Below are 16,644 nucleotides of genomic sequence, written 5' to 3'. Positions count from 1 at the left end.
TTCATTTTTCCCTATATTACACAGATTCCAAGGCCTGTGTCAATTTTACGCCAAGCCGCCTCCGCCCGCGCCCGCAGAAGCTCCCGGAACCGCCTTTGTGGTGTTGGGGCTGTTCGCGGCGAGCATTGTCGGGTTTGCCTGCGCGAGTGGGTCGGTAGAGGCTGGCGTTGCAGGTTTGTTGTCCAAGCTGGCCCAGATGTTTGAGACAAATCCCGTGGTCGCATCCCAAGCCGAGGAATACCAAGGCTTGCTGTAGCTCGGTGTTACGCCGCCTGTATCCTTTGGGGTTGGGTTATAGTTCGTGAAGGCTTCGCTGGTGCAGAAACAGTCGTAGTTTCCGGCCGTTACTCCATTATCAGTGCTCATTTTCGGGTCGTTCGAAAAGCCGGGGTCCGCAATCGGAGTCACCGGTACGTAAGTTACATTGAAGGGGGTAAACCCAAACAAAGGTACTGATGGGGATGCACCGCCGGTTGACCAGTCAAATTTAGGAGGTGCAAGGCTCATAGCAAGAGCGTCATCTGCAGTTATATTCGGAGCATTGGTCGTAAGGTTGTTGGCTGGTGGTGAAGCAGCCAAAGCCGCATTATTGATTGATGGGTTGGCGGGGGCTTGGGCGCTGTCCGCTGGTCGGCCTCTACCTCTGCCCCACTGCCAATCACCTTGACCGTTCCAACCTTGCTGGAAACGTTCATTAATACGCTGAGTCATATGATCAAGTTCCGCAGCTGATAATCCGGCCCTCTGTCCTAGTGCTTGCAGAGTGGCTGGATCCTGCTTTTGTGCAGGGGGCAGCTTGTTGAACTCTTCAATAAAGGCTCTTTTTTGCGGAGTAAATCCGCCCCTAGATTCAGCTCTTTGCGCTAGGAAGGCTAACTGAGTGTCCGTTAAACCCAAGTTTTGCTGGATATGTGCCAGAGCGGCCGGGTCACGCTTTTGATCTTCAGTCAAAGCTACGTACTGATCAAAGAATCCGCGTCTTTGCTCATGGCTAACTCCCATGTCGGATGCGCTGGATCCTGCCGCTGCTGCCATTCGCGCAGCATCTCTCGGACTCATTCCCGGAGCGGCGGCGGCGGCGGTGACATCCGCATTATGATCAACGGCTTCAGCAGCCTGATCGCTTGCAACTTGGGCATTCAGAGCGGCAGATTGTGCTTGCTGAATTGTGTTCGCCAGTGCTTGTCGTGCCGCCAGTGACCTACTGCCGTTCAGTTCGAAATTTGCCGATGCGGCCTGAAGACGCCGTTCTGCCTCCTGAAGATCGGACAGATTCTTTCCGTTCAACACTGCAAGTTCGTTGTTTGTTGTGATAATTTCCTCTCTCTTGCGCTGTTGTTCCACCAGTTCTTCATGGCTCAGCCCGTCGCGGCTGGCTTCTTCAAGCCATCTGCTATATTCCGTCTGCATGGTCTGTAATTTGCCAGCGAGTTCGGTCGATGCTGTAATATTCGCGTTAAGAGTGTTGGCTTGAGACTGAAGCTGTTCGGCACTTGTTACAAGAGTCTGTGCCTGTGCACGGACCGCCTTCTGGGCCTCATCATTGTCCATTCCCCGAACTCGGTCAATCCTACTGTCTGCTTCCCTGACTAGCGCCTGTCTTGCCTGGTCACCCGTCATGTTATTTGCGTTATCCAAGCGAGTCCGCCATTTGTCAATCTCGGCCTGGTCTCCTGAAGCAACGGCGCGTTCGAGTTGTCCAGTCGTGCGGGCAACCAAAGCCGCTTTAGCGTCATCCCCGGACATACGCTGAATCATCGACTTTTCTTGCCTGAGACTGTCGGTCATCATGCTCTTAGCTTCAGATCCGCTCATGGTCATCGTGCGGTCGCGCATGGCATTTGCTTGCGAAACCATATCGTTGACATATGTCTGGAACTGGCCATTCACATTTCTGTTCAGCTGCATAGCCTGAGAGGTGCTGTTGATTGCATCCTCTATTTTGAAGGTCATGCTCCCCTGCGGAGCTGCGTGTCCGTCTGCGTCAAGTCCTGCCGCGTTTGTGCGTGCGGCAATAGCAGCGGTTGCTGCGCTTGCATCAGGAGTCCCTGGGGCTGCGTCAGCTTGCGCGTGCAAGTCGCCCAGCGTTGCCTGGTCGTGGAAACCGGCATCGGCTTGCTGCAAAGCCGCGAGGTTGGCCGGTGCGGTGTCGTTCAGATAGGTGTCGATTGCGTCACGAGCTTGCTGGGCTCCTATGTTGAAATCCGCATTATCTGCATTCAGTTGAGTAAGAGCATCTTCCCATTCCGCGTCGGTCATGGTGGGTTCGTACCAGTCGTCATCGTCGTCCCAGAAGTCAAACATCTCATCTATGGCATCGGCTGCAGCCTCAGCAGCGACATATGCCATGAACCTTTCTTCCTCATCCTTTCTCTTCTTCTCTTCTGCGAGATGATCGGCGCGGATTTGCGAATAAATGGTTGCGATTTTTCCATCGGAGAGCGGGACACCTTGGGAATCCAGCTTCATGGATTCGTTTGCAATCTCCATCTGCTTTTCAACATCGCTGTTGGAAGCGTGACCGTAGATTCCGGTTTCGGTCGGGTCATGAGTGGCTTCGGTGCGGGTCTGGGGCTGTAAATTGTCGCGGCCCAGAGAGGCGACCAAGCCGCCGACAGAGAAAATTCTCAACGCCGATAAAGAGGCGTCCTCAAGTCTACCCTCGCTATGAGCGACAGGGTCCGCGTCCTTCATGGCCGCGTTTTTGGCGGTGTCAACATCGACAAAATCCGGCTGCGTTTCGGCTTCGGTGCCTCTTGGCTGTTCCGATTGGGGGTTATAAGTGCGATCCCAAACCTGATTGTCCCTCTCCACCTGTTCGCGCGTACCATATGCCGGAGGTTTATTGGAGCCTGCCATGTTATTTTCCTCTATGTTTCCCGCCGTTTCTTGGCTTACGGCTTTACAAGATTAAACCCGATTTTCCGCCGCACCTGTGCTGGCTTATCACCCTATCGGCACGCAAGGCGGATTTACACACTTAGGAGACATTTTAGGGTATGCGCTAATTGTTTGTCAAAATTTAAGTGCGCCGAGGCTGGTTTTTCCCGATTTTCGAGGGGGAGGGGGCAAAAAACCCTCATTTTGACGGTTTTCAAAAGTCCGAGGGGGTGTTAAAACCTGATTCGACATTACACTTTTTGGGTGCATCCGGCACCCCTCGGATCCAAACGGAGAACATTCCTATGAATATCCATGAATACCAGGCCAAAGAACTGTTGAAAAAATTCGGCGTCACCGTGCCCCACGGGGTTGCCGCCATGACCGTTGCGGAGGCTGTAGCCGCCGCGAAGACCCTGCCGGGGCCGCTTTATGTGGTCAAATCGCAAATCCATGCGGGCGGGCGCGGGGCCGGTAAGTTCAAGAACAATCCGACCGGGAAGGGCGGGGTTCGGCTGTGCAAGACCCTCGATGAAGTCAAGGCGGCGGCGGAAGCCATGCTGGGGCAGGTTCTGGTCACCAAGCAGACCGGGCCGGAAGGCAAGGAGGTCCAGCGTCTTTATGTCACCGACGGGGTGGACATTAATAAGGAGTATTACTGTTCGGTCCTGCTCGACCGGGCGACGAGTCGCGTTACATTCATCGTCTCCACCGAGGGCGGCATGGATATCGAGGAAGTGGCGCATAACAGCCCCGAGAAGATCGTGAAGGTCGCCATCGACCCGGCTTCGGGCTTCTCCGGCTTTCATGCGCGCAAGATGGCGTTTGCGCTGGGCCTGTCGGGCGAGGCACAAAAGAGCGCGGTCAAATTCTTCGGCAATCTTTATAAGGCGTTTGTTGCGCTGGACTGCTCGATTCTTGAGATCAACCCGATGATTCTCGCCGGCAACGAGGTCATGGCGCTGGATGCGAAGATGAATTTCGATGACAACGCCCTGTTCCGTCAGCCCGAAGTCTCCGCCATGCGCGATGAGAGCGAGGAAGACGAGAAGGAGCGCGAGGCGCACAAGCACGAGATTTCCTACGTCGCGCTTGACGGGAATATCGGCTGCATGGTTAACGGGGCCGGTCTTGCCATGTCCACGATGGATATCATCCAGCTTTACGGCGGGCGGCCCGCGAACTTCCTCGATGTCGGCGGCGGCGCGGACAAGGCGCGGGTGACGGCGGCGTTCAAGATCATCCTTTCGGATAAAAACGTGAAGGGCGTCCTGGTCAACATCTTCGGCGGGATCATGAAGTGCGACATCATCGCGGAGGGGATCATCGCGGCGGCGAAGGAAGTGAAGCTTTCGGTGCCGCTGGTGGTGCGCCTTGAAGGCACGAACGTCGAGAAGGGCAAGGAGATTCTCTCCAAGTCCGGCCTCGATATCATTCCGGCGAACAATCTGGCCGATGCCGCGCAGAAGGTGGTGGACGCCACGAAGAAGGCGCTGGCGGCTTGATGCTTCTGTCATCCCCGCGTATGCGGGGATCCAGTTTTTTAACCGCAGAGGCGCAGAGAACGCAGAGGTAAAGTGAAATTAGAAGCAAGTTATGGGCAACAGCAGCAGCGATAGTTTCAAAATTGCGGATAGCGGGATTTTTGATGATATCCCAAATGCTCCTTTAGGCTCGCCTTTTCCGGTGACTCCTAAGCCTGTGCCTGTCGAGCATGATCCTTCTGCAGATTTTCCTGATGCAGTAACTGCTTTTCATGGCGAGAATGATATTCTGGTTTTTTTATATCATTGTAGTGTAACTCATAGCGTTTATTTTATTCTCTCTGCAATCGCTACCTACTTTCTCTTTTTTGGCAAAAAAAGATGGCACTTTGGCTTAGGTGTGCTCTTGGCTACGGCTTGCGTATTTAGTTTGGCGGGTGGTTTTTTGAATTCTAGTCATAGACTTTATCCACCTCATTTTGCTGTTATGTATTCTCTAGTTCCTGTCTTGATTGCTTTTGTTTTTAAACTTTTACGAGCATTTAGAAAACAAAATGTTCCTCTTTCAATTCAGGAAGTCAGTAAAAGTGAAAATGTTAAAAGCTCAAAATTTAGAGAACGGCTAAAAAACCTAATCCTCTTAGTAGCTATAGCGTGTTCTTTTTACCTAGGTATATATTTACTCTCATACGGTGGTTGTAAGTTTAATGCTATTAAGTTCTCAGAGAGATGGAGTCATAGCTATTGTGTGCAAGCCTCTTTACCTATAGCACTCGGAGCGTTATTTTTGCTCTGCTGTTTTTACGCTATTTCACTGTTTTTAAATAACAGAACTTGTGGTCAGGATAGAGGTTTGCGTGGTGAAGAAGCTATCGATTGTGGGCCTCTGCGTTAAAAAATGAAAAAAATGCAATGACAGACATAACTCAGTTTCCTGATCTTGGTGCTCGGCTAACTCATAAAATTATTGAGGCTGCCATTGAGGTCCACAAATATTTCGGCCCTGGTCTTCTGGAAAGCATCTACGAGGAAGCGCTGGCAGTTGAAATGAAAAGCATGGGATTGAACTTTGAAAGGCAAAAGCCGATTCCTGTCGAGTATAAAGGCTTGAAAATAGACACCGTTTTCCGGGCAGATTTTATCGTTGAGAATGAAGTTATTCTGGAACTTAAGGCGGTTGAGAAAATATTGCCCATCCATGAGGCGCAGATTCTCAGTTACATGAAATTATCCGGCATGAAGCTCGGACTGATTATGAATTTTAATTCCGTACTCATCAAAGACGGGATTAAGCGGATGGCTTTGGGCGCGAAATAACTCTGCGCCCTCTGCGACTCTGCGGTAAAAGTTTTTGTTATTTTTAAGGAGAACCAAGAAAATGTCAGTACTCGTCAGTAAAAAAACCAAGGTCATCTGTCAGGGCTTCACCGGCGCGCAGGGGACGTTCCATTCCGAGCAGGCGATTGCCTACGGCACGCGGATGGTCGGCGGCGTCACGCCCGGTAAGGGCGGCTCGAAGCATCTGGGCCTGCCGGTCTTCGATACCGTGGCGCAAGCCAAGGCGAAAACCAAATGCAACGCCTCCGTGATCTACGTTCCGCCGCCGTTCGCTGCTGACGCGATCCTTGAAGCGATCGACGCGGAGATCGAACTGGTGGTCTGCATCACCGAGGGTATTCCGGTTCTTGATATGGTGAAGGTCAAGCGGGCGCTGTCGGGTTCCAACACCCGCCTGATCGGGCCGAACTGCCCCGGCGTGATTACGCCCGGCGAGTGCAAGATCGGGATCATGCCCGGCCATATCCACAAGCGCGGCAAGGTCGGGATCGTCTCCCGCTCCGGCACGCTCACTTACGAAGCGGTCGCGCAGACGGGGGCGGTGGGCTTGGGTCAGACGACCTGCATCGGTATCGGCGGCGATCCGGTGAACGGCACGAATTTCGTGGACTGCCTTGAGATGTTCATGAAGGACAAGGAAACGGAAGCCATCCTGATGATCGGCGAGATCGGCGGAACGGCGGAGCTGGATGCCTGCGAATACTACAAGTCGCTCAAGAAGAAAAAGCCGATTGCCGGATTCATCGCCGGTGCGACCGCCCCTCCGGGCAAGCGCATGGGCCATGCGGGTGCGATCATTTCCGGGGGCGACGATACCGCCGCCGCGAAGATGGATGCGATGCGCGCGGCCGGGTTCGTGGTCTCCAACAGCCCTGCGGGCCTCGGCGATGCGGTCGTGAAGGCGATGGCGGCTTAATTAAGCCCCCCGCTTTCTGCGGTCTTTCCAGACGAACAAGATCGTCAGCAGGAAAAGGGTGCCTGCCAGTCCCGTCATTATCAGGGGCTGCAGCGTTTCTATGGCGTATTGTTTTTCCTTGAAGCAACTCAGCGAGTCCTTCCACCGTTTTTCATCCTTGAAACCGTATTCTTTCGCGAGGCGGAGAAAAGCGAAGGCGGACTTAAAATCGTTTTTATTCCCTGAGATTCTGGACAGGCTATACAAGAGGTCCGCAACAACGACATCTTCAGGTTTCACAAAGAGTGTACGCTCATAAAGCTGGTAGGCCAACGCCGTTTCAACCTGCATACGATTAAAATTCTGGCCGTTGAAGTTGGCAAAGATATCGTCTGGGTCTGCGGGAAGCCTTTTGGGCATATCCAGAACAGATTTTTCCGCATAATAGCCGGGATCTTTCTCCAGATTGATTTTGGCTTCAAGGATAGCCACGTGCAGCCACTCGGTTCCGTAATGTGAAGCCGGGTTTTTTTTCACGCCCTCTTTTATCCATTTCAGGGCATTTTGATTGTCTCCGCTCAGCTCATACGCCGTTCCGAGGGAAGCGGCAAATGCGTATTCGGGGTTAGAGTTTTCCAAATCCAAAAACATTGTCACTGCCTTCTGGACATCGCCAGTCAGCAGTTCTTTCATCGCTAATTTTTCTTTTTCTTGAGTTAAATCTTCGCTCACCTCTAAGTGCTTATATTGTTCTTCATAAAGCTGGGCCGGTGTTGTGGCGATTGATTTCTGGATTAACTCTAACTGATAATCGATGGTCCAAAAACGCTTTGGCGACCATAGAAAATTATCAACACAGGCCAGCGCGACCTTGAGCGGTGTCAGGGCCAGCGTAAAAATCATCAGGGGCAATAGGGCTTTTTTCATATCGGAGTCTGTCGTTTTTCAGATTCCACTCTATGAAAAAAAAGCGGGTGACCGCAAGCTTGGCAGTTAAGGTGCGGCGCTCAGCGATCCTGACACGTCGGTTGTGCTGGTCGTATCCATCTGGTAGAGGCCGAAGATTTCCGCGGCGGTAAGGGTGCGGTCATATATCCTCACATCGTCAAGCTGGCTGTCGAGATGCTGGTTGGATTGGAAGTCCGAGCCAATTCTCAAAAGGTCGCTGCGAGCTTGTATCGAGCCCGTTTCAGCCCAAACCTGCCTTTGAACGCCGTTGATGTAGCCGCGCACATTCGCGCCGTCATAAGTGAAGGCGACATGCTGCCATACATCCTGAACGGCAGGCAGATTGGTCATTTGAAGATAGTGAAAGCCGCTCCCTGTATCTCCGAAAATAAAGTCAAATGAATCGCCGCCGTTGGTGTCGATCTCAAACCCGTATTGATAATAAGGGGACACAAAAGCGCCATTCGTCCAAGCCTTGCCGAAAAGCACCTCATCGGTCCCAGAGGAGAGATTTTGAGGACGAACCCATGCGGCCAGAGTTATTTGTGTTCCGCTGATATCAAGAGACGCGGAGTCGGAGACCAGAATTTCCGTTTGCGGGCCGGGGGTAAAGTCGAGCGCTTCACCGTTCTGGCCTGCGACCTGATCGGCGAGGGAGAGGTTGTTGAGCGTTCCATTATTGGCGTTGGCGGAGCGGTCGTAGGCGGTGGCATTCGTGGTCCATTCGGTATCGAAGTCCCAGTTTGCGGCCAGATCATCGTTTATCGGGGCGCCGTAGTAAATCTGCGGGCGGAAGCCGTCGGAGGGATCGTCGAGATCGGGGCCGCCGGCCTGTCCCCACCAGTTGTTCTGAGCGGAGAGGGCGCGGCCGTCATACTCGACGGCGAGGTCTTCGAGCGTGTTTCCGGCAAGGACGTTCAATCCGGCGCTGCCCAAGCTCCCGCCGCCAAGATCGACCTCGAAGGTTCCGGCGGTGTCGTCATAAACGGCGATGCCGTGCTGGCTGTTTGCTGTTGTCACGGATTGTTCGATCATCGCCGAGACGTCGCCGCCGTTTGTGCCGTGGATATAAATCCCCATGCGGTTGTTGGTGGCGGTGACGTTTGAGATCGTGACGTTCTGTGCGCTGGCCGCATCGCCTTCGACCACGATACCGTCACGGGCCGCGCCGTCTACCGTGAAACCGGTGAGATAGACGTTATCGGCGGTGACGGTCACGCCGTCGCTATTGGGATTGGTGTTGGAGATCACGGGGGCGGTGCCCGCCGGGATGATGACAGCGGGGAGGGAGCCGCCCCCTGCGATTGTAAAGAGTCCGTCGGAAGAAGTGATGGCTGAGCCTTCACCGATCAGCATCTGTCCGTCATCGTCAATCGTGATTCCAGCATTTTGTCCTGTTGACGTGCCGTCGCCGCGATGAACGTAAATCAGGTCATTCATACTTGCGACGGCCTGTGCGGCGGCCAGGGTATTAAAAGGATTTTCTGCTGATCCGTCGCCCCCGCCGGCTGCGGTGTTATCGACGTGAATCACTGTTTGGATTGTTCCCGTGGCCGTATTCAGCAGAGGTATGGTGCCTCCGTTGCCGCTACCGCTGACGGCTTCGTTGGTTACGATATCGACATCGCGTTCCGGGCTTTCGTCGAGGCGGGCGCGCAAGCCTTCTGTCTGATAGCTTTTCTTATGGCCGAAGGGGAGGCGTACTGCGGCTTCCAGAAAGCCCTGCGAGCCGCGTTCATCGTCGCTCTGAAAGCGGGCGCCGAGCTGGATGTCGGAGGTGATGTCGCTTGCAATGCGGGTGCGCCAGCCGCTGACGTCATTGGATTCGTCGCCTTCAAAGTGATAAAGCCCGCCGTAAATTCTTGTGCTGTCGGTTATGCCTTCAGGCAGGGGCAGCTTATAGCCAAGTTCGATATCCACGCCCGCAAGGGCTTCTTCGATGATGCCCTGCCCACCTCCCTGGAAGATGATCTGGGTTCCGGCAAAGGAGCCGCTGCCAGTTGCGCCCGATGTGCCCTCACCATAGCTATGGCTGTCGTTGAGCGGCAGGTAGGCGTTCAGTTTAAGCTCCCAATCATCCGCGTACCATTCGGCGCCTGCCGTGACCTGATTAAAGGCGGAGCCGCGTTCGGTGTAGCGGCGGTCAAGCCATATATGGGTTCCGGCGATTCCCCGTCCGATCAAGGTTTCCAGTATCATTTTCCGGTAGCCAATACCGATGTTGAACTCGCGGTTCTCCTGATCGTCGGCCATCATCCGCAGGTCGGCGTAGACGACCGAGCCGTCCTCCACATTCTGGACAACCGGGATCCAGAATTCGTTCATCAGCAGAGAGCGCTCGCTGCCGAGTTTCCAGTTGCTTTCCATCCGTCCGGCCAGAGGCTGTCGCGCCGCCGGACGATCTTCACTGAACGCCGGACTTACGGCCGCGCAGAGCATCAGATATAAGGGGATTTTGTAAAGGAGGCTTCTCATGCTTTCATTATCCTCAATTTGATTTAAATTTTCTTTAAATACATTATGGAATTAAAGCCTTGTCTTCTCCCTCGGAGGTATGAGCATGGACTGCAATTATTATTGGTGTTTTGTGCCCTTAAAAACTGTTTGGATATCCCTGTCTTTTCAGTGTATCCTTAGCGCTGAAAATCAATCTTAAGAGGATTGCTTTGCGGCATGAGTTTTCTTAACCAAATGGACCCCGACGACCGCGATATGGTGGTCAGCCTTCCCTACCGCGTTGGCTTGCGCGTGAGCAAGAGCGACGATACGGGGGGCAACGAATCGGATGAGCAGGAGATGCAGGCGCTGTCCAGCATCCTGAGCGGCTACGCGCAGGAAGTATTCGGTTCCGAAACCGTGCAATATATTATCAGCGAGACGATCAGCAAGCGCAACAAGTGGCCGGAATGGTCCGGGACGCTCGAAAAGGTCGAGGATGATTGTCACAAGGCCATCGACGTTCTTTCCTCCGTCGTCGATCAGAAGGAAGTCAACGCCTTCAAGCAGCATCTGATTGAGATCGGCGAGTCGGTGGCCATGGCGTTCCGTGAGCAGCAGAATTTGGGTATGATCGCCAAGCTCAAGCTGTTTATGGATTACAAAAAAGACAAAAAGCTGGCGGCACAGAAGAAAATTTCCGTCAAGACCTGGGACCAGTTCCTGAATATCAGTGCCCATGAGCGGCGGGCGCTGCGTTCGATCGCCGGGGCGCTGAATATTACTTATATCTAGAGGATATTGGTCCGATGATCTTCGGTCAAAAAAAACAACGGGAGACTCTTTTCATGTCGCAACTCGCCGCCTTTACGCCTGAAGATGCTGAACTTCTGATCAGCCTGCCTTACCGGGTGGGGATCAATGTCAGCCATACGGAGGACGAAGAGGGCGAGGTGGATGATGAGCGCGAAATGGAGGCGCTGGAAGCCTGCATCAAGCAGATTGCCAGGCTGCATGAAGCCTCGCCGCTGGTCAGCGAGGTCGCCCGCGAAATTCTTCGCCGCAAGGATCACTGGATGAGATGGTCGCAGGGGGCGTTCAACGTGGCGCCGGATTGCGAGAAGGCGCTGCGCGTTCTCAAGCCGGTGGTGTCCGCGCAGGAGTTCAAAAGCTACAAGAAAATGCTGATCGAGGTTGCCAGCTCCGTCGCGCAGGCTTACGGCGAGTTCGGCGAAGTGCGCGAGAAAAAGGGATTCTTCGGACGGGTAATGGAAAAGGTCGTCGGTTCGTTCGCCAATGACGATAAAAATCATCCGATGAATGTCAGCGCCGCCGAGGACACCGCCATCGGCCTGATTCAGGCGGCCCTGAAAAAGGTCGAATAAGTTTTTCCCTAATGACGGATATACGCTAAAGCGGCTTGCCCTCGCGGGCGGGGTGCGCTATGTCCTAATGAAGGATTTTCAACAGGCACGGCGGGAGTTTCCATGACACAGGCCAAGCAGCAGGATATGACGTTTCTGACCGGGATGAACGCGGAATATATCGCGCATCTTTACGGGGAGTATCTCAATAATCCCTCACGCGTTGACGAAAGCTGGCGGAGCTTCTTCAAGGGTCTGAACGATACGGAAGCCGATCTGCTTCTGGAGTTGTCCGGCGCTAGCTGGACACCGAAGGAAAATGTCAAGCAGTTGCGGGCGTTTGGTGCCGTGCCCGACCAACCGGCAAACGATTATCTGAATATCGCAACGGGTTCGAAGAAAGGGCAGGCTGCGAAGGGGGTTAACCCCGAGCAAGCGCGGCAGGCGGCGCTGGATTCCATTCGTGCGCTGATGCTGATCCGTTCTTACCGTTTTAGGGGGCATATGCTGGCGGATCTCGATCCGTTGGGACTCAAGGAGAAAACCGTCAGTCCTGAACTGGATCCGTCCTATTTCGGTTTTACTTCGCAGGATTACGACCGCGCGATCTTCCTCGACGGGATGCTGGGACTGGAGAGCGCGACGCTGCGCGAAATTCTGGATGCGCTCAAGCAGATTTACTGCGGAACGATCGGTGTGGAGTACCTGCATCTGGGCAATATCCATGAGCGGGAGTGGATTCAGGAGCGGATTGAAAACCGCGAGCATTATAACAAGACCGAGTTCACCGTGAACGGCAAGCGGGCGATCCTGCAACGCCTCACGGCGGCGGAAGCGTTCGAGCAGTTCCTGCATAAAAAGCATACTGGGACGAAGCGATTCGGGCTGGATGGGGGCGAGGCTCTCATCCCGGCGATTGAGCAGATCATGAAACGCGGCGGGCAGCTCGGCCTAAAGGAAATCTGCCTGGGCATGGCGCACCGCGGGCGGCTGAACGTGCTGGCTAACGTGATGACCAAGCCCTTCACTGCCATTTTCTCCGAATTTCAGGGCAACTCCTCCGTTCCTAACGATGTTCTGGGGTCCGGGGACGTCAAATATCATCTGGGGACTTCCAATGATCGTGATTTCGACGGGAATGTCATTCACCTGTCGCTGACCGCCAATCCCTCGCACCTCGAATTCGTCAACCCGGTTGTGATCGGGAAGGTGCGCGCCAAGCAGAAACAGCGCGGCGATAAAGAGCGGATGCAGGTTCTTCCCTTGCTTCTTCACGGCGATGCGGCGTTCGCGGGGCAGGGCATTACCGCTGAAACTCTTATGATCTCCGAGCTTCCGGGCTACCGCGTGGGCGGGACGATCCATATCGTTATCAACAACCAGATCGGCTTTACGACGACTCCGGCTTACGGACGCTCCGGGCCTTATCCTACGGATGTGGCCAAGATGCTCGAGGCACCGATCTTCCATGTCAATGGCGACGATCCCGAGGCGGTGGTCCATGTGTCCCGTCTGGCCATCGAATTCCGGCAGGAGTTCAAGAAGGATGTCGTCATCGACATCGTCTGCTATCGGCGCTTCGGGCATAACGAGGGCGACGAGCCGGCCTTCACGCAGCCGCTGATGTACAAGAAAATCGCCAAGCAGGAAACCACGCGTTCGATCTATGCGCGGCAACTGGTTGAGGAGAGAGTCATCACGGCCGAAGAAGGTAAAAAATTCGTCGATGATTTCAACGCGCAGCTTGAGCGGGATTTTAAAGCCTCCGCCACCTATAAACCCAACAGTGCGGACTTTCTTGAGGGGGCGTGGTCGGGTCTGACTGTCGCGCACGGCGAGGATCGGCGCGGTAAAACCGAAGTCCCCCTTGCCGATATTCAAAAAGTCGGAAAAATCCTGACCGACGTGCCGCCGGGGTTTGAGATCAACACCAAGCTGCAGCGCGTTCTGGATGCGAAGAAACAGATGCTGAGCAGCGGCGAGGGCGTTGACTGGGCGACGGCGGAAGCTTTGGCGTTTGGAACCCTTCTGAATGAGGGCTTGAATGTCCGTCTGACGGGACAGGATGTGGGGCGGGGCACGTTCTCGCACCGCCATGCGATCTGGTACGACCAGTCCACCGAGAACAAGCATATCCCGCTCAAGCATATCAAGCCGAAGCAATCGAAATGCGAGATTTACGACAGTCCGCTCTCCGAGATGGCCGTGCTGGGGTTCGAGTACGGGTATTCGCTGGCCGATCCGAAGACCCTTGTCCTCTGGGAAGCGCAGTTCGGCGATTTCGTCAACGGGGCGCAGGTTATCATCGACCAGTTCATCTGCTCGGGAGAGAGCAAATGGCTGCGGATGTCCGGCCTTGTCATGCTGCTGCCGCATGGCTACGAGGGGCAGGGGCCGGAGCATTCCTCCGCCCGTCCCGAGCGATTCCTGCAGAATTGCGCCGAGGATAACTGGCAGATTGCCAACTGCACGACTCCGGCGAATTATTTCCACATCCTGCGGCGGCAGATGCACCGCGATTTCCGCAAGCCTTTGGTCATTATGACGCCCAAATCGCTGCTGCGCCACAAGCTGGCCGTCTCGAAGCTGTCCGAATTCAGCGTGGGCAGTTCGTTTCACCGTGTGCTGTGGGACGACGACCGCGACATTTTGGCCAAACCTGAGAAAATCCGGCGCGTCGTGGTTTGCACCGGGAAGGTTTACTATGATCTGTTGCAGGAGCGACGTGAGCGCAAAATCAACGATATCGCCATTCTTCGCCTGGAGCAGCTCTATCCGTTCCCGTTCAATGCCTTGGGGGCCGAGCTTTCTCCGTTCAAGAACGCGGAAGTCGTCTGGTGTCAGGAAGAACCGAAAAATCAGGGGGGGTGGAGCTTTGTGGAGCCTTATATCGAGCAGACTCTGGCGAAAATGAAACACAAATGCCTGCGTCCGCGCTATGTCGGGCGGGAGGCTTCGGCGGCACCGGCGACCGGACTGCATAACCGCCATGTCGCGGAGCAGGCTAGGCTGGTGGACGAGGCTTTGCGCGGATAATTCTCTGCACAGCTCTTGCGGCTCTTTTCTGTTCTTCGTTTTTTTGCTACCAATATCTATTGTGACTATTTTATGTTGCCATCTATTGGTTTGTTTTTGTTATGCTTTTTATGAAATATATCTCTTTACTTATTTGGCGAAGATACTCTTTGTCATGTGGGGGCAGCTTTGTGGTTTTTTCCTTTGCCCGGAGTTTTTTTGTTTTTTCTGTTCTTGCCTTAATATTGATATATCCGGGCGTGGTTTTTGCGAGGGACTATGACTATGGGTGCCGTATTCGCAACCCACATTATCACCCGAATGAAAAGGAGCTCGCCGAATATGTATCGAACCTCGAATATATTTTTGAGGGGGAGATTATCAGTCGAGAAACCACCGTCATGGGTTTTATCGTGACTACTTTCAAAGTCAAAAATCTTTACAGAGGGGAGATGCCTGAAACAGGAAAAATCAGTCTTGTTCACTTAAAAGATATGTTTCTCGATCAGAAAAAGCCTTATCTTGTGCGGGCACGGTTGGGCAAGGACAATAATCTTTATCCCGATCCGTTGGCTTGCCCCCAATACTATTCCGATGAAGAGGTTGTTTCACACATTCAGTATTTTTGGCAGAGGTTTCTGTTGGGCTTTTTTCTTCTTCTTTTTGGGGTTTTTGTTGCCTACAAATATGTCAAGCACGATAAGAGGCTCCATAACAATCCCTATTTGAAATGGCTTACAAAGTAGTTTTCGACTATGGACTTTTTCTTTATCGGAGTCTGACTCGCTTTTCTTTGGAAATTTTATTATTATCAGTGACATGGCCCAGAATTGTGACCTCTCCGTCTATTTCGTTGCCGATCCGCACAGCTGTGGCGGGCGCAGCCTTGATTCCGTTGTGCTTTCTGCCCTGAAGGGCGGGATCACGCTGCTGCAACTCCGCAACAAGGAGGACGGGTTCGAGCCCGTGTTCGCGCAGGCGGTCCGGCTGAAGGCGCTGGCCGACGATTTCGGCGTGCCGTTTCTGGTCAACGATTATCCCGAGATCGCCATGCAGTGCGGGGCGGCGGGGGTGCATCTGGGGCATGAGGACGATACGCCGAAGGAGGCGCGGGAGTTTCTGGGGCCGGATGCGATTATCGGTATGAGTTCCTATGCCGAACAGCATTTCAAGGATCTTAACCCCAAAATCGTCAATTATGCCGGGACCGGGCCGTTCTTTGCGTCCAAGACCGACAAGGGCAAGGTCGTGCTGGGGGCGGAGCGGTTTTCGGCGCTGATCAAAAATTCTCCCGTTCCGGTCGTTGCCATCGGCGGGATTACGCCGGAGCGGGCAGGCGAGGCTATCCATGCCGGGGCGCAGGGCGTGGCCATGATGCGGGCGATTTCCGAGGCCGTCGATCCCGAGGAAGCGGCGCGGGCGTTTGTCACCGCCGTTGCGAAGGCGCGGCAGGACGTCGAAGCGCGGCGGGCGTCATGATTCCGAACGTCCTGTCCATCGCGGGGTCGGACCCGTCGGGCGGGGCGGGTATTCAGGCCGATCTCAAGACCTTCACGGCGCTGGGCTGTTATGGCATGGCGGCGCTCACGTCCCTCACGGTTCAGAATACGCGGCACGTTCTGGATGTTTTTCATCTGGAGGCGGATTTTGTCGAGGCCCAGATCCGTGCGATCTTCGAGGATATCGATGTGGATGCGCTCAAGATCGGGATGGTGGGCAATGCGCGAACGATCACGATGCTTGCGGAATTGCTGGAGGATATCAAGCCGCGCTTTGTGGTGCTTGACCCCGTCATGGTGGCGACCAGCGGCGATGCGTTGATTTCCAATCACGCCGTCGATATCATGAAGGACAAGCTGATCCCGCTGTGTGATGTGTTGACACCGAATATTCCCGAGGCGGAGAAACTGACCGGAGAGAAGCTGGTGAATTCCGACGACCTTGAGGAACTTGCGGCGAATGTATGCGGGCTGGGCTGTCAAGCCGTGCTGCTCAAGGGCGGCCATGCGTTCAGCGACTCGCAGGCCACCGATGTTCTGTATTCGGATCAGCAGGTTAAAACCTTTTCCGTGCCGCGCATCGTGACGAACAACACGCACGGGACGGGCTGTACACTTTCCGCCGCTTTGACCTGCTTTGTCGCGCTGGGGCATGAATTACCGGAGGCGGCGAAGCTTGCTAAAGCCTATATCACCGAGGCGTTGCGCCATTCCGAGGCGCTCAATGTCGGGCACGGGCACGGGCCGGTCAATCATTTCCAGTTTCGTGGGCGGGAGGGGTAAAT

Annotated in this window: 13 protein-coding genes; 10 read left to right on the top strand and 3 right to left on the bottom strand. The window is 54.3% G+C overall.

The window, feature by feature from the left end:
* Positions 1 to 45 precede the first annotated feature (45 nt).
* Positions 46 to 2,859, bottom strand: a complete 2,814-nt coding sequence (locus IPN28_11500; GenBank protein QQS56870.1) for a hypothetical protein — start codon at positions 2,857 to 2,859, stop codon at positions 46 to 48.
* A 326-nt stretch (positions 2,860 to 3,185) separates the two neighbouring features.
* On the opposite strand from IPN28_11500, the gene sucC reads away from it, so the two are divergent.
* The 4 genes from sucC (at position 3,186) to sucD (ending at position 6,618) form a co-directional block, all read left to right on the top strand.
* A complete protein-coding gene (gene sucC, locus IPN28_11495; GenBank protein QQS56869.1) occupies positions 3,186 to 4,385 on the top strand; it encodes an ADP-forming succinate--CoA ligase subunit beta in 1,200 nt (399 codons plus the stop codon).
* A gap of 91 nt (positions 4,386 to 4,476) precedes the next feature.
* Complete coding sequence (locus IPN28_11490; GenBank protein QQS56868.1) at positions 4,477 to 5,259, top strand: hypothetical protein; 783 nt, start codon at positions 4,477 to 4,479, stop codon at positions 5,257 to 5,259.
* Between the two features lie 17 nt (positions 5,260 to 5,276).
* A complete protein-coding gene (locus tag IPN28_11485) occupies positions 5,277 to 5,681 on the top strand; it encodes a GxxExxY protein (protein ID QQS58623.1) in 405 nt (134 codons plus the stop codon).
* A gap of 61 nt (positions 5,682 to 5,742) precedes the next feature.
* Positions 5,743 to 6,618, top strand: coding sequence for a succinate--CoA ligase subunit alpha (sucD, locus tag IPN28_11480; protein ID QQS56867.1), 876 nt, complete (start codon positions 5,743 to 5,745; stop codon positions 6,616 to 6,618).
* Here sucD and IPN28_11475 read toward each other — a convergent pair whose 3' ends face one another.
* Together IPN28_11475 and IPN28_11470 are read right to left on the bottom strand one after the other, a co-directional pair.
* A complete protein-coding gene (locus tag IPN28_11475) occupies positions 6,619 to 7,524 on the bottom strand; it encodes a hypothetical protein (GenBank protein ID QQS56866.1) in 906 nt (301 codons plus the stop codon).
* Between the two features lie 66 nt (positions 7,525 to 7,590).
* The gene (locus tag IPN28_11470) at positions 7,591 to 10,020 is read right to left on the bottom strand and encodes a DUF1565 domain-containing protein (protein ID QQS56865.1); all 2,430 of its coding nucleotides are present in this window, start codon (positions 10,018 to 10,020) and stop codon (positions 7,591 to 7,593) included.
* 198 nt (positions 10,021 to 10,218) lie between these two features.
* Here IPN28_11470 and IPN28_11465 point away from each other — a divergent pair, with 198 nt between their 5' ends.
* The 6 genes from IPN28_11465 (at position 10,219) to thiD (ending at position 16,642) form a co-directional block, all read left to right on the top strand.
* Positions 10,219 to 10,776: a hypothetical protein gene (locus IPN28_11465; protein QQS56864.1), complete on the top strand. Its 558-nt coding sequence runs from the start codon at positions 10,219 to 10,221 to the stop codon at positions 10,774 to 10,776.
* 53 nt (positions 10,777 to 10,829) lie between these two features.
* Positions 10,830 to 11,366 carry a hypothetical protein gene (locus IPN28_11460; protein QQS56863.1) on the top strand — a complete coding sequence of 179 codons (537 nt, stop codon included), beginning with the start codon at positions 10,830 to 10,832 and terminating at the stop codon, positions 11,364 to 11,366.
* Between the two features lie 126 nt (positions 11,367 to 11,492).
* Positions 11,493 to 14,381, top strand: a complete 2,889-nt coding sequence (locus tag IPN28_11455; GenBank protein QQS58622.1) for a 2-oxoglutarate dehydrogenase E1 component — start codon at positions 11,493 to 11,495, stop codon at positions 14,379 to 14,381.
* Between the two features lie 170 nt (positions 14,382 to 14,551).
* The gene (locus IPN28_11450; GenBank protein ID QQS56862.1) at positions 14,552 to 15,106 is read left to right on the top strand and encodes a hypothetical protein; all 555 of its coding nucleotides are present in this window, start codon (positions 14,552 to 14,554) and stop codon (positions 15,104 to 15,106) included.
* A 73-nt stretch (positions 15,107 to 15,179) separates the two neighbouring features.
* Complete coding sequence (gene thiE, locus IPN28_11445) at positions 15,180 to 15,839, top strand: thiamine phosphate synthase (GenBank protein ID QQS56861.1); 660 nt, start codon at positions 15,180 to 15,182, stop codon at positions 15,837 to 15,839.
* Positions 15,836 to 16,642, top strand: a complete 807-nt coding sequence (gene thiD / locus IPN28_11440; GenBank protein ID QQS56860.1) for a bifunctional hydroxymethylpyrimidine kinase/phosphomethylpyrimidine kinase — start codon at positions 15,836 to 15,838, stop codon at positions 16,640 to 16,642. Before thiE ends, thiD begins: the two co-directional genes overlap by 4 nt.
* The last annotated feature ends 2 nt before the right edge of the window (positions 16,643 to 16,644 follow it).

Source organism: Alphaproteobacteria bacterium, assembly GCA_016699735.1.
Classification (GTDB): Bacteria; Pseudomonadota; Alphaproteobacteria; order Micavibrionales; family Micavibrionaceae; genus JAGNKE01.
The sequence above is the reverse complement of the archived record's forward strand: the minus strand, read 5'-3'. Positions and strand labels throughout refer to the sequence as shown.

Bases quoted from the DNA above. Each gene is read 5' to 3' on its own strand.
- IPN28_11500 (QQS56870.1), bottom strand. From the start codon at position 2,859: ATGGCAGGCTCCAATAAACCTCCGGCATATGGTACGCGCGAACAGGTG.
- sucC (QQS56869.1), top strand. From the start codon at position 3,186: ATGAATATCCATGAATACCAGGCCAAAGAACTGTTGAAAAAATTCGGC.
- IPN28_11490 (QQS56868.1), top strand. From the start codon at position 4,477: ATGGGCAACAGCAGCAGCGATAGTTTCAAAATTGCGGATAGCGGGATT.
- IPN28_11485 (QQS58623.1), top strand. From the start codon at position 5,277: ATGACAGACATAACTCAGTTTCCTGATCTTGGTGCTCGGCTAACTCAT.
- sucD (QQS56867.1), top strand. From the start codon at position 5,743: ATGTCAGTACTCGTCAGTAAAAAAACCAAGGTCATCTGTCAGGGCTTC.
- IPN28_11475 (QQS56866.1), bottom strand. From the start codon at position 7,524: ATGAAAAAAGCCCTATTGCCCCTGATGATTTTTACGCTGGCCCTGACA.
- IPN28_11470 (QQS56865.1), bottom strand. From the start codon at position 10,020: ATGAGAAGCCTCCTTTACAAAATCCCCTTATATCTGATGCTCTGCGCG.
- IPN28_11465 (QQS56864.1), top strand. From the start codon at position 10,219: ATGAGTTTTCTTAACCAAATGGACCCCGACGACCGCGATATGGTGGTC.
- IPN28_11460 (QQS56863.1), top strand. From the start codon at position 10,830: ATGTCGCAACTCGCCGCCTTTACGCCTGAAGATGCTGAACTTCTGATC.
- IPN28_11455 (QQS58622.1), top strand. From the start codon at position 11,493: ATGACGTTTCTGACCGGGATGAACGCGGAATATATCGCGCATCTTTAC.
- thiE (QQS56861.1), top strand. From the start codon at position 15,180: ATGGCCCAGAATTGTGACCTCTCCGTCTATTTCGTTGCCGATCCGCAC.
- thiD (QQS56860.1), top strand. From the start codon at position 15,836: ATGATTCCGAACGTCCTGTCCATCGCGGGGTCGGACCCGTCGGGCGGG.